Source organism: Gemmatimonadota bacterium, from assembly GCA_026702745.1.
Taxonomy (GTDB): domain Bacteria; phylum JAAXHH01; class JAAXHH01; order JAAXHH01; family JAAXHH01; genus JAAXHH01.
The window spans coordinates 127763-150232 of record JAPPBT010000083.1 but is presented as its reverse complement, the minus strand read 5'-3'; the positions used below and the strand labels follow the sequence as shown (position 1 = coordinate 150232).

Genomic DNA, 22470 nt, shown 5'->3' with positions numbered 1-22470 from the left:
TTGCAGCCCCTTGGACGGGCAGGCATTCCGGGGTGCGGAACGGGGTGCCGCGGGGCGATTTTCCTTGACATGGCGGCCGGTTACGGGTATCGTAATCTCCAATATCCGGTCTAACCCGCTGGTAACCCCCTGAAGGAGCGTTTATGGAGGCATGGCTGGCCCTGGAAGACGGCACAGTCTACGTAGGCGAATCCTTTGGCGCTACCGGGAAAAAGGTGGGAGAAGTCGTTTTCAACACCAGCATGATCGGATACCAGGAGGTATTGACCGACCCGTCGTACAAAGGTCAGATCGTCACCATGACCTACCCGTTGATCGGGAATTACGGCGTGAATCCCGGCGACCTGGAATCTCTCCACCCCCACGTGGAAGGATTCGTGGTTCGGGAGTACCAGCGGAACCCGAGCAACTGGCGCTCGACCGGCAGTCTCGACCGCTTCCTGGACGACCATGGCGTTGTAGGCATATCCGGAATAGATACCCGGGCATTGACCCGCAGGCTCCGCGTCGACGGGGTCATGCGCGGCGTGATAAGTTCCGGCGCGGCAGACCCTGACACACTCGTAGAACAGGCCAGGGCCGTGCCCAGAATGGTGGGCCAGGACCTGGTCCGTGAAGTGACCACGGAACGGCCGTACCGGTGGGAGGGAGATCGCCGTATCTACGTGGACCCTCCCGATAACGATATGGAGAGAATCTGGGACGGCTTTGACGAACCCGGGACCTATCGGGTCGTCGTCATGGATTACGGCGTAAAGCACAATATCCTGAGGAACCTGGCGCGTCGGGGCTGCCAGGTGCTCGTCCTGCCGGCGGACTACACGGCCGAGCAGGTGCTTCGGCTGAGCCCCGACGGCATCATGTTGTCCAACGGTCCCGGTGATCCGGGCGCCGTTCAATACGCCATTGAAGAGTTGAAAGTCCTGATCGAGCGGAAGCCCATATTCGGCATCTGCATCGGTCACCAGTTACTGGGCATGGCGCTTGGTGGAGAAAGGTTCAAGCTGAAGTTCGGCCACCGGGGCGCCAATCAGCCCGTGAGGCAGAACGAGTCGGGCCGGGTGGAAATCACCGCCCAGAACCACGGCTTCGCCATCGACGCCGACTCCCTCGACGAATCCGAGGTGGAACTGACCCATATCAATCTGAATGACCGGACGTTAGAAGGGCTCAGGCACCGGCGGTTTCCGGTATTCTCGGTACAGTACCACCCCGAAGCGTCACCGGGACCGCACGACGCCAATTACCTGTTCGACCGATTCATCGCATCCATGCAGTAGACCCGCCGACGGTGCTTTTCCGGACGGTTTCTACAGGAGCAAGCAATGCGTAAAAGTATCAAGCACATCCTCTTTCTCGAACCGAAGTCCTCTCACCTCCACGTGTATTCGGACGCCTACATCCCGCGGATCGGCAGTCTGGTGCTCGCGACGATCATGCAGAACCTGGGCTACGGCGTCCGGGTGATGCTGGAAGAGGTGGAGGACATCGATACGAACGAGTTCGGGGAAGCCGATCTGATCTGCATCTCCTCCCTGACGTCCACGGCCCCCGGGTCCTACCAGTACGCCGATTTCATCCGGAACGTCTTTCCGGAGAAGACGATCGTGATGGGTGGAACGCATCCGACGTTCGTGCCCGATGAAGCCCTGCAGCACTGTGACTTCGTCGTGCGCGGAGAGGGTGAGGAGGCCCTGGTCGAACTGGTCCGGAGCCTGGAGTCCGGCGCCGACCACCGCGGCATCGCAAACCTGTCCTGGATCGAGGACGGTCGGCCGGTCCACAACCCGGAACGACCCAAGGCGGAGGATCTCGACGTGCTGCCCATCCCGGACTTCAGCCTGGTGCCTTCCAACCGGCTGGACATCATGTCGATCCAGACGCAGCGGGGCTGTCCCTGGGATTGCAGTTTCTGCACGGTGACCAAGCTGAACGGGCATAAGTTGCGCGGCCATTCCGTCGAGCGCGTGCTCGATATGCTGGAAGCCTACACGAAGATGCCGAATTTCAGCTATCTCTTCTTCGCCGACGACATCTTCAACGTGCCGGTGGACCGCACTATGGCCATCATGCAGGGGATGATCGACCGGAAGCTGATCATTCCGTGGGCGGCGCAGATGCGCCACGAGATCTCGAAGCAGCCGGAGCTGATGAAGAAGATGCGCGAGGCGGGATGCGACCGCGTGATGGTCGGATTCGAGTCCATCGACGAGACCGCCCTGGAGCTATACGGCAAGAAAGAGACCGCGCACGACGTGGAAGTCGCGATAGACGCGATTCACGGTCACGGGATCGATCTCCACGCCATGTTCATCGCCGGCGCCGATTCGGATCATCCGGAGACCATCAAGACCCAGTTCGAGTTCGCCAGGAAGAAAGACCTGGCGACATCGCAGTGCATGATCCTGACCTACCTGCCCGGTTCCGAAGACACGATCCGCTACGATCTGCAGGGCGGGGAGTACCTGAGCAGCGACTGGAGCCATTACGACGGGCATCATGCCAACCACCCCATCCCGAACATGACCCGCTACGAACTGGTCAACACGGTGATGGAAGGCATGAAGGGCATGTACGCGCCGCACCGCATCGCTTACAAGCTCGCCAGCGCCGCATTCAACGCGATCAGGCTCAACAAGCGGGAAGCCGCGCGGCAACTGCGCAATGGCCTGCTGCGCCTGAACGGCTACTCTATCCTTCAGCGGTGGTTCAAGGAGCACAAAGAGTACCTGTCCGATCTCCGCGCCGAGAACGTGTCGCTGTCGCCGGACCGCTACAAGCGCGTACTCCTGGCCGTATCCAACGTGGACGTGAGCCGGGTGCTCCGCACGTTCCTGGCCGAGATGAACATCCGCGTGGAAGAGTTCAGCGAGGAGAGGATCTCCGCGCTAAAGGACTCCGACCTGGTCGTCATGGCCGGCGAGATGGTGGACGATGTGAGAGCACGGGTCCAGAACCTGCACATCTTCCCCGTGCACGACAAGAACACGCGGATGGACCGGACGCTGACCCAGCTCGGTATTCTGTTCACCGAGAACGTGGACAAGGTACGCGAGGCCATCGCCGCGGTACACTTCCAGCCCACCCAGGGCAAGGTGGCAGCGGGCGACGCCTGATCGGCGGCCAGTGGCACCTGATCTACGACCGGGCCGTTGGCTGATTGCTGGCCGGCGGCGGCTGATCGATCAGACGTAAAACACTGATAAAGCTGTTGCTATTAAAAAGGCATCCAGGACATTTGGTCCCGGATGCCTTTTTGTTTGTTGGTGGATTGGCTTGCCGAAAGAAGTGGCCTAACTGCTGAACTGCCAGCGTATAACGTCGTGGAACCGGTCAAAGTCCCTGTCGAATGTCGCTACGTGGTCGCCTCGAAGGATTCGCAGAAGCGCATTGGTGTCCAGCAGGAACTTGTTATTTATATCTTGCCGCTCTGGCTGCTCGCACAGCGCTTCGTTCCTCGGTCTTCGATGTGGATGGTTTGCCATCTGCGAGTAAGCCATACAGATCCTTAAGCGTTTCAGACTCGACTTTCACCACGACCCCGCCTGGAATCAACTCATAGATAAGCCGTTGCCGTGGCTTGAGTCGAAGTGCTTTACGTACATCGGCCGGGATGGTAGTCTGCCATTTCTCGTTTAAGGTCGATTTGATCATCGGTACGCATCTCATTTCCATTGCTAAGGAGTTGATCCACCCTTCGCGCACGAGTCAGGGATTCCGATTCAGTGTCGCAGCAGGTTGGATCCCGTCGATGATACGAAGTCTGTCCCTGGCAAGCTTTCTAAAGTCACATTCCACCTGTATCCCATGCCAGAACTGGTCTGACTGATTGAAAAAGGCCCCAAAGCGAATCGACATGGATGGCGTAATCGACCGGCGTCCATGTACAATCTCGTTGATTGCACGAGGCGCAACCCCGACAGCACGCGCCATGGCGTTCTGCGAAATGCCCATTGGCTTGAGATATTCCTCAAGCAGAATCTCGCCTGGTGTGATGGGTTTGTTCATTTGATATACTTTGCCATGTGTAATGTCTGCCCATTCTAAGCTGGGAAAACGAAAAAGGTGTCCACTGAATCAGTCAACTAACTGAGCTTCGTACGCCTCATCCCCTACTTTCTCCTGCAGCCGCGCCAGCTCCGCCTTCAACTCCGCGACCACCTCCGCGTATTCGGGATCCGCGTACACGCTGTTCATCTCGCAGGGGTCTTTTTCCAGGTCGAAGAGTTCCCATTCCGGCTGCGTCTTCGGGCCGATCGCGCCTTCCTGACCGAGCGGATCGCCGTAGTAGTAGATCAGCTTGTACCGCAGGGTCCGGACGCCGTAGTGGGCGCAGACGTTGTGGTGGGCGCCGTGCATCCAGTACCGGTAGTACATGGACGTCTGCCAATCGGCCGGGGTCTCGGCGCTCAGCAGGGGCCGGAACGTGCGTCCCTGGAATGAGGACGGTATATCCACGCCGGCACAGTCCAGGAAGGTCACCGGGAAGTCGACATTCAGGATCATGTCGCCGTTCACGCTGCCCGGCGCCACCTCCCGCGGGTAGCGGATCAGGAAGGGCATGCGCAGGGATTCCTCGTACATGAAGCGCTTGTCGTACCAGCCGTGGTCGCCGAGGAAAAATCCCTGGTCCGACGTGTAGATCACGATGGTTTCCTCGCCGATGTCCTCTTCGTCGATGAAGTCCAGCAGCCTGCCTACGTTGTCGTCGATCGAGGCCACGCACCGCAGGTAGTCCTTGATATACCGCTGGTACTTCCAGCTTTTCTCTTCGGCTGGAGACAGGCCCTCCGGCACGGGCACCTTCAGGTCCTCGGCGTTGAGATCGCGTTCGACGCGCATCCGGGCGGCCGCGGCAGCCTGGGCCCGGTTGGCATAGTCGTCGTCGAAGGTCTCCGGCTCCGGGATATCCTCGTCTTCGTACATCGCGGCGTGTTTGTCATCGGGCTCCCAGGGCCGGTGCGGTGCTTTGTGATGCACCATGAGGCAAAAGGGGCGATCCCGGTCGCGTCCGCGAAGCCATTCCAGCGAATAATCGGTGATCAGGTCGGTGGTGTACCCGCTTCGCGTCGACCGCTCGCCCATCTCGATCATCTCGGGATCGTGGTACAGGCCCTGGCCGGGCAGGACGTTCCAGTAGTCGAAACCCGTAGGATCGTGGATGCCGCCGTGCCCCAGGTGCCACTTGCCCACCACCGCCGTCTGGTACCCGTGTTCCTGCAGCACCTTGGGATAGTTCAGCAGCCGGCCGTCCAGGTGGGTAGACAGGGTGGTGACGCCGTTTACGTGGTTGTACGTGCCCGTCAGAATGGCCGCCCGGCTGGGGGTGCAGATGGAATTGGTGCAGAAGCAGTTGTCGAAACGCATGCCTTCCGCGGCGATGCGGTCGATATGGGGCGTTGTGTTGATCCGGCTGCCATAGGCGCTGATGGCGTGCGACGCGTGGTCGTCGGACATGATGAAAAGGATGTTCGGAAGTGACTGGGGCATAGGACTTTTCCGTATATTGAGAGGTGTCAAGGAGACGATAGGGAAATGATATGAAGTCGTAGGCTGAACCTTAAAACTCAAGATGCCAGTACGGTCCTGAGCGTGGAGGCGGCAATGTTTGCGCCGCAGATGACAAGGACCACGGTATGCCCACGGAATTGATCTTTCTGTTGAAGCAGGCTGGCCACGGCAACGCCGGCGGCGCCTTCGACGATTTTGTGGTGCTCGTGGACCATGAACCGGATGGCGTCGCCGATTTCCTGCTCCGGGACCAGGATGTAATCGTCGACCAGGTCGCGGCAGACCGGGAAGGTGATCGATCCCGGCTCCACATCGCCTGCCGAACCGTCGGAAAGCGTTTCGCCGTGCTCGGTGCTGACGATGCGTCCCGCGCGAACGCAGTGATACATGGCCGCCGACCGTTCGGGCTGGCAGCCGATGATCCGCGTGCCGGGTCTATGCGACTTCAGATAAACGGCGATCCCGCCGATCAGCCCGCCGCCGCCGACGGTAACGAACACATCGTCGATGGCGGGCAGTTGCTGCGACAGCTCGATGCCGATCGTTCCCTGGCCGCCGATGATCTGCGGATCGTTATAGGGCGAAATCCAGGTCCTGCCCAGGACGGCAGCCTGCTGCTTGGCATGCAATTCCGTTTCGAGCGGGTTGCCGTTGTGGAAGACCAGGTCAACAGGATACTGTTTGATCGCTTCTATCTTGGAAGGATCGACGCCTTTGGGCAAAAAGATCGTCCCCGGACAATCGGTGATCATGCAGGCCCGGGCGACGCCCTGCGCGTGGTTGCCCGTCGAGGACGTCACCACGCCCCGTGACATCTCCTCCCCGGTCAACGACAGCACCTTGTTCATGGCCCCGCGTGCCTTGAAGGAATTGGTGTGCTGCTCGCTTTCCATCTTCAAGTAGACATCCGCCCCGGTTTGGGTTGAAAGCGGCATGGAGTGGATCAGGGGCGTTTGCAGGACACGGGATTTGATGCGTTCTTCCGCGCCAAGTATTTCGGGGAGTAGGGGATGCATTATCTGGAGACGATCTGCAAACAGCGCGTTTGGAAGATTTCGGCCGGCCCGTCAATCTGGTTGCGTGTCAGTCCGGCCGGCCACCAATCAACCTGACTGCAGGACTTCGACCTCGACGTGGCGGATCAGTCCTTCCTCCGTGAAGGTGATCGTTTCGAGCCCCCGGCGCTCCACGGCCTGCCCTGTTTCGGCATGGCTAGCCCGCATCGTGAACTCGAAGGAAGCCGTGTCGTCAGATTCCGCGCGATAGTCTTCCACTGTCCAGTGCACGTCGGGAAAGGTGGCAAAGAAACCGGTCATCATGTCCCGGATCTGGTCCAGACCCTCGAACAGACCGAACTGCGACGACCGGTAGGTGGCTTCAGGGTCGAACAGGGGAAACACATCGTCCAGCACGTGACGATTCGATCGCTCAACGTACAGCCTTGCCAGGTCCGCCGCTTTCGGTCGATCCATGCTAGGCTCCCCAAGGTGATTTGTGGACTTTTTCCAGTTATTCCACGGCAAAATGTGCCTTTCATTTGTATGCCGTGTCAAGTTGGAAAACTGCACGAAAGGCGGACGGGAAGGACGACCGGGGTTGATGGCCGGGGAGGTAGGATGGCCTGGGTAGTAGGATAGCCTGGGTGGATGGCCTGGGTGGTAGGATGGCCGGGCGGACACGCACCGCGGGGTTGACGCGCTTCGTATAATCTAGGAACATCCAACGCGGCGCATTACCCATCGGTGACACGGTTATGGATCCAGCCATGCACACAGACGAGATGCTCAACAAGGTGGAAACGCCCGTCGTATTGCTCGATGAGACCCGAATGATGGGCAATCTGCGCGCCATGCAGGACCTGGCGGACCGGCACGGCGTCGCGCTGCGTCCCCACATCAAGACCCACAAGTCCCTGGAAATCGGACGAAGGCAGATCGGTCTGGGTGCATCGGGCGTCACTGTCGCAACGGTGGTCGAGGCGCAGGTCTTCATCGAGGGCGGGTTCGAGTTCATCACCGTCGCCCGGCCGGTGGTATCGCCGCCGAAGTGGGACCGGCTGCTGTCCGCCGTAAAGGCTCATGGCACCGACTTGCGCGTGGTGACCGACTCGAAGGAAGGCATCCAGGTGGCGGGCGAGTGCGCGGCGGCCCATGGGCGGACCGTCGGACTGTTTCTTAAAATCGACGTGGGACTGCATCGGTGCGGCCTACTGCCCGACGACCCACGTATCGGGGAGCTGGCCGGGCTGATCCACGACCATGACAACCTGGAATTCCGCGGCATCCTCTCCCACGCAGGCCACGTGTACGGTTCGAAATCCAGGGAAGAGGCCGCCGGGGTCGCCGAATCGGAGCGGCAAACCATGGTCGCCGTGCGCGATGCCTTGCAGGCGGACGGCGTTCCAGTCCGGGAGGTTTCCGTGGGCGCTACGCCGGCCGTCCTGGCCGCGGAGCGTTTCGACGGAATCACGGAAATCAGGCCCGGGAACTATGTTTTTCTCGATCTGCTCCCCATACGCGTGGGCGTAGCCCGGGTTGTCGACGTCTCCCTGACAGTGCTGTCTACGGTGATCAGCAGGAACGAACACTACTTCGTGACGGACGCCGGGTCGAAGACGCTGACTTCGGATACGGGTGTCCACGGCATGACGGGTAACCAGGGCTTTGGCACGGCCTATCCGGCTTCTGGATACCTCGAGTCCGATTGCGAAATGATCGTCGAAAAAGTCTCGGAGGAGCACGGTATGGTCGCGCGCAACGGGTTCGACCTGGCCATCGGGTCGAAGATCCGCATAGTGCCGGTACACAGCTGTCCTGTGGCGAACCTGGCCCGTTCGTACGCCGTCCTGACCCCGGACGGGCTCGAGACCTGGCCAGTGGACGCGGCAGGCGGATCAAGGTAGCAGACGGCGCAAAATACGTCTGATTGACCGCGGCGACAGCCAGCCGCGAAGGCGCGCTAGCCGGGTGCGGAGGCGCATCAGTCGGCAGCAGAGGCCCGGCAGCCGGCCACGAATATGCGACAGCAGGCTACCTCCAGCGGCAGACTTCATCTCGGCCAGGAACCGGGAAGGATGCTTCCGCTGCGTCGTGATGCACAGCCTCTCCTCGGCCCGCGTCAGGGCAACGTAGAATACGCGCCGTTCCTCCTCGATATCCGCTTCTGATCCGGTCATCCGTCTGTGGGGCAGGATGTCCTCCACCACGTTGAAGAGGATGACACCCTTGTATTCGTCCCCCTTGCTCCGGTGAATCGTGGTTATGGTAACGCGATCGCTGCCTGACGATGTGTCTACAGGCATTTCCGCCGATTTCGCATCATTTCCCGATTCCGCCAGGGACGCACCGGCATAAAGGCGGTCCATCTGGTTCTCGGTGGTTTCGGCGGCCATGGTCCCCAGGTACGATTCCACGAAGGCTGTCTTGCATGCATACCGGGCCGCTATCTGACGAATCGAATCGATGGATTCCACGTCAGATGCGCCCATGCGCTGCCGGCTGTTCTCCTCCTGCCTCTTGTAGTATGCGCCAAGGCCCGTTCGATCCAGCAAGTCTTCGAGAAATGCAACAGGAGACCCGTCTGGAGACGTGTAGACGCCGCGCAGGATTTCGATGGCTCCTCGGTATTCCTCCAGACTGGCGGACACATCACGGTGCAGACGGTCCGTTCGCTCGAAGAAACGGTGGCCGAGTGCCGCCGCTTCGCGCAACTGCTCATTGGAGAGTCGCCTGGAAGGAAATGAAAGACTGAGGGCATAGGACCGGGGATCGGCCCGCTGATTGCAGGCGATGACGTCGAGATACGCACCCAGAGTCCTTCCCGCATGGGATTGGAACAACGCGCCGGCGTCCATCGGGTCAAAGGGCAGGTCCGCCTCCTTGAACGCGGACTGCAGGGGCGCTGCGATCGACTGGACCCGGACCAGAACGGCCATGTCCCCGTATCCGTAACCCCCTTTTCTCCACCGGCGGATCGTGCGTACCACGGCATCTGTTTCCGATTCCAGCGAAGGACATGCGATGACCCGGATGGTGTCTCTGGCCGGTCCGGCCTTGGTCTGTACGGGGCGGATGGGCTTGTCGAAGCGGTTGACGTTGTGGGAAATGACGCTGGCGGAACGGGTTACGATGTCCGGCCTGCACCGGTAATTCGCGCCCAGGGTGTGGATCGCCGCGCCCGGATACCACCGTTGAAACGAGCGGATGTTCTCGGGGTCCGCCCCTGTGAAGGTGTTGATCATCTGGTCGTCATCGCCCACCGCGAACAGATTGTTCAGGGGCAGGGAGAGCAGCCGGAGCATCAGGAACTGTACGGGGGTGAGGTCCTGAACCTCGTCCACGAGGACCGAATCGAAGCGGTGCAGGTAGACCGAACGCGTTGCGGGATGCTCCAGGAGGATTTCCACGGCCCGAAACAACTGTTCGTCGAAGGTCATCAGGGCTTTTTCTTTCATCCGGCTATCCACATCCTCGCTGATTCTGCGCGCCTGGTCGCCATCGAACCCTTCGATCTCGACGCCGGAGTCGTCTCCACCGATGGGCATCAACGTTCTCCTGTACCGAGATGCCGCTTCCTCGTACGCGACGACGAGATGTTCGGGGAATGGATAGGGCAAGGCGGCGGCGTGCTGCTCGAAATCTGCTTTCAGTACCTTCCTGAACAGATCGGTCAGTCCGCCCGGCAGCGTCTGCTCGGTAACGACGCCGTAACCCGTGTAGGGGCTGCCCGGCGCCTGCCTGCAGATCTCAAATCCCAGACTGTGCAACGTGCGGATATGGACGCCATGCAGTCCGGCGTCGCCGTGTATACGCTCGGACATCACCTCACTCGCCGCCTTGTTGAAGACCACGCAAAGAATTCGATCGGGTTTAATGCCGCCTCGAACGGCTTCCACCACCCTACGCGTCAACACCCGCGTCTTGCCGGAACCCGCCGGGGCGAGGGTGAGCACCACACCGGCCCGGGGGTCCAGGCACCTGGCCTGCTCCCCGGCCAGGCCAGGTTTCGGATCGGGTATCCGGATCGGCGGCTCGTTTGCAGGGCCGGTTCCATGACCCTGGCCGGTTCCACTTCCCCGTGCCGTCAGCGTCGAACGTACTTTCTCGACACACGCATCGAGATCGTGCACGACTTCACTCCCGCTGAACCGGATGACTTCACGAATACCGAGTTTTTCGATCAGCACCGTGTCCGTCCGGAGCCGGTCGTCACGGTCAAACGCCCTGCCGTCGATCTCCACAGCAACGGCGCCACTGTACGGGTCGCCGTCGTGCAGGTCGCCATCATGCGGGTCGCCATCATGCGGGTCGACATCGTGCGGGTCGCCATCGGGCGGGTCGACATCGTGCGGGTCGCCGACCAGTGCGTCGACGCAGGCCGGTCCCAGCCGAACGTGAAGCCGGTGAGGCAGGCCTGCCCGGGTAAGTCCTTCGCGCATCATGACTTCCAAGGGGGTCAGCCAGGGCTTCCTCGACGCATACAGCGCTTCGGTATTGGGAAACACGACGCAAGTGAAAGCCAGCAGATACCGAAGCTGTTCTTTCAAGAGCGGCAAAATCGCCGCTTCAATCTCTTCTTTGTCCGGCATTCGAACCGCCCCGGTGTCCAGGTCCTCCTCTTTCCATGAGGCAAACAGATACAGGGGGATGTACCGCCTGTACGCCGGTAGCACGATGCGATTCACCACGCTGTTCAGATGTGGCGTGCACCGAGACGTCAACTTCAGCACAAGACGGTCGGGTTCGCCCGGGATCTCCCGCCCTTCATCCGGATCGACCAGGATGGCCGTACCGGGACGGGACTCGACCTCAGGCAGTGAAAACGTGTCGGGACACCGGAAAACGGCCAGTCCACGGCCCTTTCGTTCCCATTGGGATACCTCGTCTGGTGAGAACGGGACCGGACAAGCCGCGGAAAGTCGTTCTTTCGACTGCATGGCGACTGCCGATTGCACGGCGTCCGCCGAATGTGTTTCGACCATGGGATAGGCTTCTCCTACCGAAAGTGCATCGTCAGTATCCGTTTCGCAGGCGACCCGCGATCCTATCTCCAATCAGTCGATTCGGCGAACCAGCTCTCGAATCCATGGACCGGAACCGTCCCGACATTTCATTGATCGAGCCTGACCTGTCGATTATTTTCGGTTTGAGGAGGTAAGAGCGATGGGTGCCGTAGAAGAGACCATCTGGGGGACTTTCAGGTCCCGGCCCGTTTATCTCTACACGTTGAACGGAGCGAGCGGCGCGGCCGCGCGCGTGACGAATTACGGCGGGATTCTACAGTCCCTGGAGATCCCGGACACGGCAGGGCATCTCGTGGACGTAGTACTTGGTTTCGATACGCTTGATGAATACCTGGGGGGGCATCCGTTCTTCGGGACCACGGTCGGCCGCTGCGCCAACCGAATCGCCGGCGGCAGGTTCAAGCTGGAAGGGCGGGATTACCAGCTGGCGATCAACGACGGGGCCGGCCCAAATCACATCCACGGGGGACCGGGCGGATTCGACAAGCAGTTCTGGGAACCGCAGGACTTCGGCCAGCGCGAAGACGGACCCTACGTCGAGATGACCTATACGAGCGTGGACGGGGAGGAAGGATATCCCGGCACGGTGGAAACGACGGTTATCTACACGCTTACCGGAGACGACGAACTACGAATTTCGATGACGGCGCGGACCGACCGGTCCACGGTGGTGAACCTGACCAATCATTCCTACTGGAACCTGAACGGGCACCAGGCCGGCCCGGTGCTGGACCACGAGGTTACGTTGTTCGCCGACGCCTACACGCCCGTCGACGGCTATCTCATTCCCACGGGCGAAATCAGGCCGGTCGCCGGGACGCCCTTCGACTTCACGGAACCGAAAACCATCGCCGCGGAGATGGACGCGGTTTCCCAATCTGGTCCGCCGGAGTCCGCGGGTCCGCGGGAGCCCGCTGGTACGCGGAAGCCCGACGGTACGGGAGGTCCAGGTGGATACGACCACAACTTCGTCCTGCGCGAAGCGGGTGGGCGGGTGAGGCCGGCTGCTCAGGTCGCTTCACGCCGCTCGGGTCTGGCCATGGCGGTCCGGACCGATCAACCGGGCGTACAGTTCTACACGGGGAATAACTTGACCGATGCACTCACCGGCAAGCGAGGCGCCGTGTACGGCAGTCACCACGGTTTCTGCCTGGAGACGCAGGCTTTTCCGGACGCGGTCAACCGACAGGGGACGCCGGGATGGCCTACGGTCATCCTGCAACCGGATGACGAATACCGTCACGAGGTGTGCTACGCCTTCGCGTCCACGATCACCGCGTAAAGACGGTCTGGCGGAGATGGTCGGCCTGATCGGATACGAGGAAGGCCAGGATCCTGCCCACGCCATCGGGGTCGCCCAGATATGTTTCCGCCTGCTTGAGCGCTTCTTCCACCGATCCCCCCTGGGATTCGGCCCCCTGGGCGATATTCCGGAGCTTCATGGGCGTTGCGATCCCCCCCGGACAGACCGCGTGCACGCGTATTCCGAAGGGCGAAAGCTGGCTCTCGAGGACGACCGCCTGCCCGTGCACGGCCCCCTTGCTGGTCCCGTAGGCCACCGATGAACTGCCTCCCCGGACGCCGGCTCCGGAGGACAGCAGGACGATGACGCCCTTTTGCTGTTCCTTCATCACGGCCGCGGCGTACTTGCAGGTAAGAAAGGACCCTTTCAGGTTAACGTCCATCACGCGTTGCCACACTTCCTCGTCCAGCTCGTCCACGGGCACGAAGGCGCCCTCAAGGATGCCCGCGCTGTTGATGAGCGCGTCGATCCGTCCGAAGTCTTCGACCGCGCCCGCCATCAGCGCCTCGACCTGCCGGGCGTCCGAAACGTCCACCACCTGGTATGAAGCCTCGCCGCCCGCAGCGTGTATATCGCCGAAGGTCTCTTTCAGCCGGGTTTCTTCGATATCGGCCAGGACGGTCCGCCCCCCGGCTTCCGCGCAGCACAGGGCCGCGGCCCGTCCAATGCCCATCGCCGCGCCGGTAATAACGACCGTCTTGTTCTCGAGCGACATGTAGCTGTCCTTCCTCGTTTGGTTTCGTGGGATATGGTTTCGCGGGATATGGTTTGGCTGAATTCGCCCGCATTCACCGATTCATGCCAATTCCGTTCCAATGCGCTCTGGTATTCTAATCCCTGGCCGTCCAATTATCAAACCCCGATGCGCCCTGGCGCCTCCCAGACCGTTTCATTCCTCCGATGCGACCCGCCCCTTCCACACCGTTTCATTCCCCCGGGTATGCCCCCAAATGCCTTGACAGGCGTACTACACGTGTGTAACCTTATGGCAGGCGTGGAGATAGGACCCGCGGCGAGTCTGGTATCCGAATCAACGGTCAGACTACGCAAAACCCATCCGGATCAGACCCATTCGGATCAGACCCATCCCGATCCCGACAGGATCTTTGCATGGACCGGCGACATTTCCTGGAGACCCTCGCGGCCGGACTCGTTGCCGGCGGGGCTACGCTTCCCACGCTTCAGTCCCTGGCCGGCCCCCTGTTTGTACCCGTTGAAAAGGACGACGAGGGCCTGACTCCCCTGCGCAGGTTTTTCGCCGTAGCTATTGTCTCCTTTCCACCGAAAATCGACGTCGAAAAGGAACGGCTCGAGATTGAAGGCGCCGTTTCGACTCCATACGCACTGAGGTACGATGAATTGCACGAGTGGCCGCAGGTCACGCAGGAGAGTATCCTCCGTTGCGTCGGCGGCGCCCAGGGCAGGGCGCGGTGGGTCGGTGTTCGGCTGCGCGACCTGCTTGAAAAAGCGGGCATGGACCCGGAAGCCCGTGACGTCATTTTCTACGGGGCGGACGAGTATGAAAGCAGTGTACCCGTGGGCGAGGCATTGAAGAAGAGCAGCATGCTGGCCCTCGAGATGAACGACGAGCCGCTGTGGGCTAAACATGGATCGCCCGTGCGCCTGGTCATGCCCGGCATGTATGGATACAAGCAGGTCAAGTGGATTACCCGGATCGAAGTCACCCGCAAGAACCACAAGGGATACTGGGAGCAACGCGGTTATTCGGACGATGGACGGATCAAATCCTGAGGAGCCAGGCTTTCTATGGATGCCATGCTGGTTACCGGTGGAGCCGGGTTCATCGGCAGTAACTTCGTTCGATACGCACTGAAACACCGTCCCGAAACGCGGGTCGTGGTGCTTGATGCGCTGACCTACGCCGGCAGTCTGGCCAATATCGACGATAGCGTGGGTTCGGACCGGTTCCGGTTCGTTCACGGGGATATCCGGGACAGGGCCACGGTCGACGACGCGATGAGCGGGGTCGACACGGTCGTCAATTTCGCGGCCGAATCCCATGTGGACCGGTCCATCCTCGACCCGTCCTCCTTCATCGAAACCAATTTCAACGGGGTGTACGTCCTCCTCGAAGCGGCGCGGCACCAGGAAGTGAAGCGGTTCCTGCAGGTGTCCACCGACGAAGTGTACGGCCACGTACCGGAAGGCTGCTCGGTGGAAAGCGATGCCCTGGCGCCTCGCAATCCCTACGCCGCCAGCAAGGCCGCGGCGGAGCTGCTGGTCCAGTCCTATTTCACCACCTACGGCATGCCCGTGCTGATCACGCGGGGCGGGAACACCGTCGGCCCCTATCAGTACCCGGAGAAGGTCCTGCCCCTGTTCATCACGAACGCACTGGAGTACAAGCCGCTGCCGGTGTACGGCGACGGAAGCGCGGTGCGCAACTACCTGTACGTGGAAGACCACTGTTCCGCCATCGACCGGGTGCTTGAGTCCGGCAAGCCGGGGAACGCGTACAACGTGGGCACGAACCGCGAAGTCAATGGCCGGGACCTGGCCGCCCGCGTCCTGGAAATCCTCGACCGGCCGGCGGGACTGCGCGAGTTCGTCCCGGACCGGAGCGGGCATGATCTGCGGTACGCCATGGACTGCGGCCGCATCCAGGCCCTGGGATGGCGCCCGTCCCTCGACTTCGACACGCTGCTGGACCGGACGGTCCGGTGGTACGTGGACCACCCGCAGTGGTGGCAGGAGATCCGGAACGAAAGCGGTTTCAGGTCGTATTACAAACAGCAGTACGATGAACGATATCAAACTTGAAAACGTTATCAAACCTGAAAAGGTCACGCACGCATATGGAGTGTAAGATTTGACGTACCTGTCGCTGCTCGAGTCGGTTGTCCTGGCCGGATTGATCGTTCTCGTGGCCTATGGATTCCTGTTGAGCTTCATCGGCCGGATCCGCGGAAGCGGCAAGGTACCGCTGATCTTTCCCCGGCACGTCTTCGCCCTGGTGGTGCCCGTGGGGAACGACGAAGGAACGATCGGCAGGACCGTGGATCATCTGCGCCGGAACAAGTATCCGCGGAGCATGTTCGACGTGATCATCGCTCCGGTGAACTGCACGGACCAGACGCCGACCACCGCGCGGCGCAAGGGAGCGGTCGTCTACGGAGCCGGGAAGCAGCGCTGGTCCGATGCGGACGAGGCGGTCCACGGCGTGCTGGAACGGCTTACCACGAAAGACCGCTACGATGCCTACGTCATCCTGGACGTCCGGTCCAGGATTTCCGCCAACTACCTGGCCGTGATGAGTGACAAGCTCTCCCGGGGCGCCCTGGCCGTCCAGTCCGGATACAGCGTAACGGGCAGAAAGTGGACCTGGAACACGGCGAGCAGGGCCCTGCTGAGCACCTTGAAACCCTGCTGGCTTACAAGCTGGCCGCTGAATCTCCGTCTGGCCGGTGGAATCCATCGAACCGGTCTGTGCGTCTCCAGGCGGCTGGTGGAAAAACACGGCGCGCAAAGTCCCCGGCTGGACAATGTACTGGGATTCATGACCAGGTTGCTACGCCACGACGTGGTCATCCAGTATAGTGACCAGGCATGGGTATACGACCGTACCCGGGCCATAAAACCCGTTCGCTCCACGTTCGACCGCCTGAGATCGAGGTGGCGGCTTGCCCGGACCGACGGACTCCCCCTGATCATGGATGGACTGAAATGGCGCAGCGCGGCACAGGTGATCGGCGGTTTCAATCTCTTCATGCCCTCGTTTAACTCGACGTTGTTCACGGCGCTGCTGTTCTTTGGTCTCGCCGCGTACCTGCACGGCGTCGCTTCGACCATCGCCCTGGGCTGGATCGCGCTGATCGCCGGACTTGCGATCTTCGTGGTTCTCAGACTGTGGTTCATGCGCGCCCCGGCCCTGGCCTACGCGGCGCTGCCGTCACTGCCCCTGATGCTGTTCTGGCAGGCCGCAAGATCCTGTTTCACCGCCAGTCCGAAGCCTCCGCCGGCCACGACCGAGGCCAAGGTCCAGCCCGAAACGGGAAGCGGACGCTCACAGGGCCGCAAGCCGCGCAGGCGGTATTCGAGAAGACCCAGGCGCCAGCCTTCCTGAGCGGGAATGGCCCCGTGTCGGTCTTCCTGAGCAGGCCAGCCCCGGGAGCGTGACCCATTCCAATTCACCACGCGTTGATTCTTGGATTCCTGCAGGGCGTCACGGAATTCCTGCCGATCAGCAGTTCCGGCCATCTCGTGGTGTACCAATGGCTGTTCGGACCGGGCGGACCGGGCGGACCGGGCGGACCGGGTGAGCCCCAGTTGCTCTTCGAAGTCATGGTTCACCTCGGGACGCTGATCGCCGTGCTGGTCGTGTTCCGAACCGATATCGCCCTGCTGGTATCGGGAGCCTGGCGCGCGGTAACCGGCCATGCCGATGAAGACCGGGGAGCGCTTCGCCTCCTGCTCCTGCTCGCCGTGGGTACGATTCCGGCCGCGGTCTTCGGCCTGGGATGGAAGGACGAGCTCGAGCACCTGTTTTCCGCGCCGGCATATGTCGGCTGCGCGTTCCTGGTCACCGGGACCATACTGTGGCTGTCACGGTTCTCCAGCCAGCGGGGACGACCTGGTCCGTCGGGCCGGGCGAATCCGCTGGACCGGCCCGGCGGGTCTACTCGAGTCGGCCACACGGATCACGCGGGCCGGCCGGGTTGGACCGGGCAAGCTGACCGGGACCTTCGAAGGACGACCTGGATCGATGCGCTGCTGATCGGTCTGGGCCAGGCGCTGGCGCTGATTCCCGGGATCTCGCGGTCCGGAACGACCATTTCCATCGCCTTGCTGTTGGGACTTGACCGGCGGCTGGCGGCGCGTTACTCTTTTCTATTAGCGGTTCCCGCCATTCTGGGAGCGGTTGCAGTCCAGGCAGGAGATTCGGGCGCCATTCCTTCGGATCAATGGACCCCGGTAGCGGTGGGAACGCTCACAGCGGCCGTGAGCGGTTACATCGCGCTCAAGCTGCTCCTTCGCATCGTTGTTGCTGGCAATCTGTCCAGGTTTTCGTATTATTGCTGGGGAATCGGACTGCTGACCCTGGTCGGCGCGTTGTCCGGGCTGACCAGGTTGTCCGGCACATTCTGATTCGGTCTGCATCCACCTCCCTCGGCACCTCACATTCTACACACGGGAGCCAGGCACATGAATCCAGACATCAGCAAATTACTCGATGAATGGGTCTATACGGGGCCCGACAAGCTCATCGTGCGCAAGATCAAGGGAGAAGACGGCCGGACGAGGATCCAGATGCGCGTTGACCTGGGCATCCTGCAGATGGAGTGGTCGAACCGGCCGGACGGCCAAAGGCCCCACGGGAAGAACTCCCTGCTGGACCACTTTATGGATAAACTGGAGCAGCAGAAGGCGGACAAGGGACCGGACGCGCAACTCAATCTCTCCCACGAGGACTGCGTGAGCCTGCAGACGGAATCGCTTCAGTATTACTACCGGCGCATCTGCATGTTCGAACTGGAATCCTACCACGAAGCCTGCCGGGACGCCGAGCACAACCTGCAAATCATGGAAATCGTGCGGACCCATGCCGAAAACGACGACGACCGCCTGTCCCTCGAGCAGTACAGGCCCTTCGTCATCATGCACCGCACCCGGGCGCGAAGCCTCATTGCAACGGATACGGGCGATATCGACAAGGCCCTTTGCCATATCGAAGAAGGCATTGAGGAAATAGAGACTTTCTTTCGTTCCTACGACCGGGACGACCTGGTCAAGGAAAGCCAGGAACTGAAGGTGCTGAGGGACATGGCCGAGGAGATCCGAAAACAACAGCCCCGATCCGAGGAAGACCAGTTGAGGGCGGAATTGACGGAGGCCGTCGAGAACGAAGAGTTCGAACGAGCCGCCGAAATACGGGACGAACTGAAGAAGTTCGATCTGCCCTAGACGGGAGCCCCACTTGCTTTCCTGGATCAGATCCGCCGACCGTCAACTCATCCTCTTCGTACTTGGCGCGGTCAGCATGGGTCTTTCGATGGGGCTGGGTGAAATAAGCTTCAACAACTTCCTCAGCGACACCTACAAGATGGACGCGATGAGCCGCGGCGAGCTCGAGTTTCCCCGCGAACTGCCCGGTTTCCTCGTCGCCGCCTTCGCCGGCATCCTCTTCTTCTGGTCGGAACTGAAGATGGCCGCCCTCTCCATGGCGCTGATGGCCGTGGGGTTCCTGGGACTCGGCATCTACGGCGATCTGTACGGGTTGATGCTCGTTTCCATGATCATCTGGAGCATCGGTATGCACCTGCAGATGCCCGTGACCCGGACGATCGCCCTTCGGCTGGCCCGTGAAGGACGGGGTGCCACCATGCTCGGGCGCCTGAGCGGCATCCAGACCGGCGCCGCCATCCTGGGCAGCATCCTGCTCTGGATGGGACTGGGCGGCACCTCATTCGGCTACCTGCCCGTTTTCGCCCTTGCCGCGCTGGTAGCCCTGGGAGGCGTCTACTGCTACCTGGCGATGCGTCCTATCGAGGGACACACGGGCAACCGCCCCACCTTCATCATGCGGAAGCGGTACACCCTGTTCTACCTGCTGAACATCCTCTTCGGCGCGCGGAAGCAGATCTTCATCACCTTTGGTCCGTGGGTACTGATCAGTATTTTCGACAAACCGGTATCCACCATCGCCTCGCTCCACCTGGTCGCATCCGTCATCGGCGTGTTCTTCGCGCCGCAGCTGGGCAAGCTGATCGACCGGTTCGGGGAGCGCCTGGTGCTGATGATCGACGCGGTGCTGCTCATCGGCGTCTGCGTGGGCTACGGTTTCGCCGCTGAAATGGGGCTGGGGGCGTGGGCGGTGGATCTCATCTATGCCAGCTTCGTGCTCGACCTGGTCCTGTTCAACGTCAGTATCGCGCGGACCACCTATGCCAGCAAAATCGTCGTCAAGAGGGACGATCTCACCGCGACCCTGTCCCTGGGCGTCACCATCGACCACGCGGTGTCCATGTCCATTCCCACCCTGGGCGGTCTGGTCTGGGTCATCTACGGCTACCAGTACGTCTTTATCGGTGCGGCGGTCGTCGCCGTCCTGACCCTGGTGGCCACCGGTTTCATCACGGTGCCCCGCCCGGGTACGGGCCGGGTGAGCCAGGCGGAGGCCGCCGGGTGACGGCAGCGGTCCGCGGACGGGCCGGCGCCCCGATCGAGGCGGGCGACCGATCCAGGCGAGTGCCTCCGCGACGATCTGCCTGCTGGCCGCCGGCTAGCCGCCGGCCATCCATCCGCCGTCTACCACGATCAGTTGTCCCGTGAGGAAATCCGAGGCCGGAGCGGCCAGGAACACGGCGGTGCCGGCGATGTCCTCCGGTTCGCCCCAGCGCCCGGCCGGCACGCGGTTCAGGATGTAGGCACCCCGCTCGCTTTCTTCGACGGGCCGGGTCAGTGGCGTCCGGATGTATCCCGGACAGATGGAATTGATGTTGATGTTGTACGGGGCCCAGTCGATGGCCAGTTGGTAGGTCATGGAAGCGATACCGCCCTTGGCGGCGGTGTAGGCGGGGATATGGGGAATGCCCGTAATGGCGGCCAATGATGCGATCTGGATGATCTTGCCGTACTTCCGCTTGATCATGTGACGGGCCGCGAGTTGGGTGAGGAAGAAGGTGCCCTTCAGGTTGGTGTCCACGATCCGGTCCCAGTCCTCCTCGCGGTAGTCCTCCGGCGGGGTGCGCACGTTCACCCCCGCGTTGTTGACCAGGATATCGATCTGGTTCCAGGTTTCCAGCGTCGTTGCCACCAGGTATGCACGGCCGTCCCGGTCCGATACGTCCGTATCCACGACCAGCGCTTCGCCGCCGATCGTCCTGATGTTCTCAGCGGTCTCCTCGAGCCTGGAGCGGGTCCGGCCCGCCAGGACGACCCGGCCACCCGATTCGGCCATGGCCGTCGCGATCCCCTGGCCGATGCCCGTTCCCGCGCCGGTTACAATGGCGACCCTGTCCTTGAGTGAAAACCGTTCGAGATTCATTTGTGCTCCTGTCGTACTGCCGGTCCGTGCCTGTTTAGCGTTGACAGCGACCACCCCGAACCGGTATCTGTTTCCTGTCGGGCGATGGGCCGAATGGCGAGTAAATATACAGGCCGGCACTCCCCGTGGCAATGAGACAAACGCGTAACATGGAGAGCGACTAGACCTTGGGTACGCCCGCAGAACCCGAATCCGTGAAGCTGGTATGCGCGATCATGGGACAGGACGAAACGAAGCTGGCGGAGGGCCGAGAGCTCCTGGCCGGTCGGTTCGGCGCATTGGAACTGACCGGTCCGGTATTCGACTTTTCCTTCTCATCCTACTACGAGCGGGAAATGGGGGCCGGACTGGTCAAGCAGTTCCTCGGATTCGGGCCGCTCGTGAACCCGGAGGACCTCGTGGAGATAAAGCGCGCGTGCAACGACCTGGAAGCCGGCCTGGCCCGACCCGACGGCCTGCCCGGACGGGGACTGAACATCGATCCGGGCTACGTCAACGGCGGCCAGCTCGTCCTGGCGACCACCAAGAACTACAGCCATCGTATATACATCGGGAAGGGGATATTTGGCGAGGTGACGCTGCTGTACACCCGGGGCGAGTTTACTCCGCTGCCCTGGACCTACCGGGACTACCGCACGGAAGCGGCACTCGCCTTCTTCACCCGCGTGCGCCGCGCCTTTCTCGCCCAGCGGGGAAGTTCGAGCACCGGATGACCGGAAGCGTCCATCCGGATGACCGGAAACACCCGGCAGCCGAAAATCACGACCGCCGGCTCATTTTGTCTTGACCTGTTTTGAGCGCCCGGTTTATTATACCCGTATACCAAACTTCCACTACGATGACGATTGTATCTACAGGCGGACTGACCCCTTTCAGTCCGCGTAATCCCGTCATCTCGCATGTGGTCGCCCGCGACAAAGAACCAGGCTTATCCCGGTCCGGTAGAAAGACTGCACACATGATTCGTCTCAAGGTATATGATGTGGGGCCTCCCTATCCCCTGCACGCCACGCCCGTACTCTGGCTGGCCGACGAGCAGGAAGAGCAGGTGCTGATTCTGCTGATCGGCATCGCGGAAGCCTTCGCCATCAAGAGCCAGATCGACTCCGGCGAAGAAGCACCGCCGCGGCCCATGACCCACGATCTGCTGAATTCAGTCTTCGAACATTTCGACGCCGAGATCGAGTTCGTGCTCATTTCCGAACTGCGCGAGCAGCAGTTTTACATCGCGGAAATACACGTGAAGGCCAACGGACAATCCATGACCATCGACTCGAGACCCACGGACGCCATTGCCCTCGCCCTTCGTGCCGACGCCCCGATCTACGTGGAAGAGGAAGTCATGCAGGCGGCCGGCAAGCGCATGCCCAAGAGCAAGGACGAGAACGGCGAGGACGCGCTCGCCGCGTCCATCGAGGAACTGGAAGCCGAAGCGGGCGAGGAAGGCAAGGTGCCCGCGGCGCAGGTGGCCGCCGAGGAGTTGATGGAATCCGTGGAGTTCAAGCGTCAGCCACGCACCCCCCTGGAAACGGCGCGGCAGAAACTACAGGCAGCCATCGATGAGGAACGGTACGAGGATGCCGCCCGTCTGCGCGACGAGATCAACCGCCTGGAAGAGAGCGCCTGAAG

At 61.4% G+C, this 22470-nt stretch carries 19 protein-coding genes; 12 read left to right on the top strand and 7 right to left on the bottom strand.

The genetic code is table 11. The features are described from left to right. Nucleotides 1–143 precede the first annotated feature (143 nt). Complete coding sequence (carA, locus tag OXH56_14510; protein MCY3556522.1) at nucleotides 144–1280, top strand: glutamine-hydrolyzing carbamoyl-phosphate synthase small subunit; 1137 nt, start codon at nucleotides 144–146, stop codon at nucleotides 1278–1280. Nucleotides 1281–1325: 45 nt separating this feature from the next. Further along, entirely contained in the window at nucleotides 1326–3116 is a 1791-nt protein-coding gene (locus OXH56_14505; protein ID MCY3556521.1) for a radical SAM protein, read from the top strand. A gap of 592 nt (nucleotides 3117–3708) precedes the next feature. On the opposite strand, the gene OXH56_14500 is transcribed toward OXH56_14505, so the two are convergent. The 4 genes from OXH56_14500 to OXH56_14485 form a co-directional block, all read right to left on the bottom strand. Further along, complete coding sequence (locus OXH56_14500; protein ID MCY3556520.1) at nucleotides 3709–4008, bottom strand: HigA family addiction module antitoxin; 300 nt, start codon at nucleotides 4006–4008, stop codon at nucleotides 3709–3711. A 69-nt stretch (nucleotides 4009–4077) separates the two neighbouring features. Beyond that, nucleotides 4078–5490 (bottom strand): sulfatase, encoded by a 1413-nt coding sequence (locus OXH56_14495; protein MCY3556519.1) that lies wholly within the window; start codon nucleotides 5488–5490, stop codon nucleotides 4078–4080. A gap of 77 nt (nucleotides 5491–5567) precedes the next feature. Further along, on the bottom strand, nucleotides 5568–6527 hold the full coding sequence (locus OXH56_14490; protein MCY3556518.1) for a threonine/serine dehydratase: 960 nt from the start codon (nucleotides 6525–6527) through the stop codon (nucleotides 5568–5570). Between the two features lie 87 nt (nucleotides 6528–6614). Further along, the gene (locus OXH56_14485) at nucleotides 6615–6983 is read right to left on the bottom strand and encodes a nuclear transport factor 2 family protein (protein ID MCY3556517.1); all 369 of its coding nucleotides are present in this window, start codon (nucleotides 6981–6983) and stop codon (nucleotides 6615–6617) included. A 293-nt stretch (nucleotides 6984–7276) separates the two neighbouring features. Here OXH56_14485 and OXH56_14480 point away from each other — a divergent pair, with 293 nt between their 5' ends. After that, nucleotides 7277–8413 carry an alanine racemase gene (locus OXH56_14480; GenBank protein MCY3556516.1) on the top strand — a complete coding sequence of 379 codons (1137 nt, stop codon included), beginning with the start codon at nucleotides 7277–7279 and terminating at the stop codon, nucleotides 8411–8413. On the opposite strand, the gene OXH56_14475 is transcribed toward OXH56_14480, so the two are convergent. Beyond that, on the bottom strand, nucleotides 8405–11491 hold the full coding sequence (locus tag OXH56_14475; protein MCY3556515.1) for a UvrD-helicase domain-containing protein: 3087 nt from the start codon (nucleotides 11489–11491) through the stop codon (nucleotides 8405–8407). The genes OXH56_14480 and OXH56_14475 overlap by 9 nt on opposite strands. A gap of 181 nt (nucleotides 11492–11672) precedes the next feature. On the opposite strand from OXH56_14475, the gene OXH56_14470 reads away from it, so the two are divergent. Then, nucleotides 11673–12815: a galactose mutarotase gene (locus tag OXH56_14470; protein ID MCY3556514.1), complete on the top strand. Its 1143-nt coding sequence runs from the start codon at nucleotides 11673–11675 to the stop codon at nucleotides 12813–12815. Here OXH56_14470 and OXH56_14465 read toward each other — a convergent pair. Further along, complete coding sequence (locus tag OXH56_14465) at nucleotides 12805–13551, bottom strand: SDR family NAD(P)-dependent oxidoreductase (protein ID MCY3556513.1); 747 nt, start codon at nucleotides 13549–13551, stop codon at nucleotides 12805–12807. The genes OXH56_14470 and OXH56_14465 overlap by 11 nt on opposite strands. A gap of 395 nt (nucleotides 13552–13946) precedes the next feature. Here OXH56_14465 and OXH56_14460 point away from each other — a divergent pair, with 395 nt between their 5' ends. The 6 genes from OXH56_14460 (at nucleotide 13947) to OXH56_14435 (ending at nucleotide 19983) form a co-directional block, all read left to right on the top strand. After that, a complete protein-coding gene (locus OXH56_14460) occupies nucleotides 13947–14588 on the top strand; it encodes a molybdopterin-dependent oxidoreductase (GenBank protein MCY3556512.1) in 642 nt (213 codons plus the stop codon). A gap of 15 nt (nucleotides 14589–14603) precedes the next feature. After that, nucleotides 14604–15617, top strand: a complete 1014-nt coding sequence (gene rfbB, locus OXH56_14455) for a dTDP-glucose 4,6-dehydratase (GenBank protein ID MCY3556511.1) — start codon at nucleotides 14604–14606, stop codon at nucleotides 15615–15617. A gap of 49 nt (nucleotides 15618–15666) precedes the next feature. Then, nucleotides 15667–16920, top strand: a complete 1254-nt coding sequence (locus OXH56_14450) for a hypothetical protein (protein ID MCY3556510.1) — start codon at nucleotides 15667–15669, stop codon at nucleotides 16918–16920. A 74-nt stretch (nucleotides 16921–16994) separates the two neighbouring features. Beyond that, nucleotides 16995–17942: an undecaprenyl-diphosphate phosphatase gene (locus OXH56_14445; protein MCY3556509.1), complete on the top strand. Its 948-nt coding sequence runs from the start codon at nucleotides 16995–16997 to the stop codon at nucleotides 17940–17942. A gap of 57 nt (nucleotides 17943–17999) precedes the next feature. Further along, the gene (locus OXH56_14440; GenBank protein MCY3556508.1) at nucleotides 18000–18758 is read left to right on the top strand and encodes a UvrB/UvrC motif-containing protein; all 759 of its coding nucleotides are present in this window, start codon (nucleotides 18000–18002) and stop codon (nucleotides 18756–18758) included. A 13-nt stretch (nucleotides 18759–18771) separates the two neighbouring features. After that, nucleotides 18772–19983, top strand: coding sequence for an MFS transporter (locus tag OXH56_14435; protein MCY3556507.1), 1212 nt, complete (start codon nucleotides 18772–18774; stop codon nucleotides 19981–19983). Between the two features lie 93 nt (nucleotides 19984–20076). Here OXH56_14435 and OXH56_14430 read toward each other — a convergent pair whose 3' ends face one another. Next, a complete protein-coding gene (locus tag OXH56_14430) occupies nucleotides 20077–20841 on the bottom strand; it encodes a glucose 1-dehydrogenase (protein MCY3556506.1) in 765 nt (254 codons plus the stop codon). 167 nt (nucleotides 20842–21008) lie between these two features. Between OXH56_14430 and OXH56_14425 the strand changes: the two genes are divergently transcribed. Then, nucleotides 21009–21554, top strand: coding sequence for a DUF4416 family protein (locus OXH56_14425; GenBank protein MCY3556505.1), 546 nt, complete (start codon nucleotides 21009–21011; stop codon nucleotides 21552–21554). Between the two features lie 245 nt (nucleotides 21555–21799). Then, complete coding sequence (locus tag OXH56_14420) at nucleotides 21800–22468, top strand: bifunctional nuclease family protein (protein MCY3556504.1); 669 nt, start codon at nucleotides 21800–21802, stop codon at nucleotides 22466–22468. Nucleotides 22469–22470 lie beyond the last annotated feature (2 nt).

Coding starts and splice junctions, on each gene's coding strand:
- carA (MCY3556522.1), top strand. CDS start 144: ATGGAGGCATGGCTGGCCCTGGAAGACGGCACAGTCTACGTAGGCGAA.
- OXH56_14505 (MCY3556521.1), top strand. CDS start 1,326: ATGCGTAAAAGTATCAAGCACATCCTCTTTCTCGAACCGAAGTCCTCT.
- OXH56_14500 (MCY3556520.1), bottom strand. CDS start 4,008: ATGAACAAACCCATCACACCAGGCGAGATTCTGCTTGAGGAATATCTC.
- OXH56_14495 (MCY3556519.1), bottom strand. CDS start 5,490: ATGCCCCAGTCACTTCCGAACATCCTTTTCATCATGTCCGACGACCAC.
- OXH56_14490 (MCY3556518.1), bottom strand. CDS start 6,527: ATGCATCCCCTACTCCCCGAAATACTTGGCGCGGAAGAACGCATCAAA.
- OXH56_14485 (MCY3556517.1), bottom strand. CDS start 6,983: ATGGATCGACCGAAAGCGGCGGACCTGGCAAGGCTGTACGTTGAGCGA.
- OXH56_14480 (MCY3556516.1), top strand. CDS start 7,277: ATGCACACAGACGAGATGCTCAACAAGGTGGAAACGCCCGTCGTATTG.
- OXH56_14475 (MCY3556515.1), bottom strand. CDS start 11,491: ATGGTCGAAACACATTCGGCGGACGCCGTGCAATCGGCAGTCGCCATG.
- OXH56_14470 (MCY3556514.1), top strand. CDS start 11,673: ATGGGTGCCGTAGAAGAGACCATCTGGGGGACTTTCAGGTCCCGGCCC.
- OXH56_14465 (MCY3556513.1), bottom strand. CDS start 13,551: ATGTCGCTCGAGAACAAGACGGTCGTTATTACCGGCGCGGCGATGGGC.
- OXH56_14460 (MCY3556512.1), top strand. CDS start 13,947: ATGGACCGGCGACATTTCCTGGAGACCCTCGCGGCCGGACTCGTTGCC.
- rfbB (MCY3556511.1), top strand. CDS start 14,604: ATGGATGCCATGCTGGTTACCGGTGGAGCCGGGTTCATCGGCAGTAAC.
- OXH56_14440 (MCY3556508.1), top strand. CDS start 18,000: ATGAATCCAGACATCAGCAAATTACTCGATGAATGGGTCTATACGGGG.
- OXH56_14430 (MCY3556506.1), bottom strand. CDS start 20,841: ATGAATCTCGAACGGTTTTCACTCAAGGACAGGGTCGCCATTGTAACC.
- OXH56_14420 (MCY3556504.1), top strand. CDS start 21,800: ATGATTCGTCTCAAGGTATATGATGTGGGGCCTCCCTATCCCCTGCAC.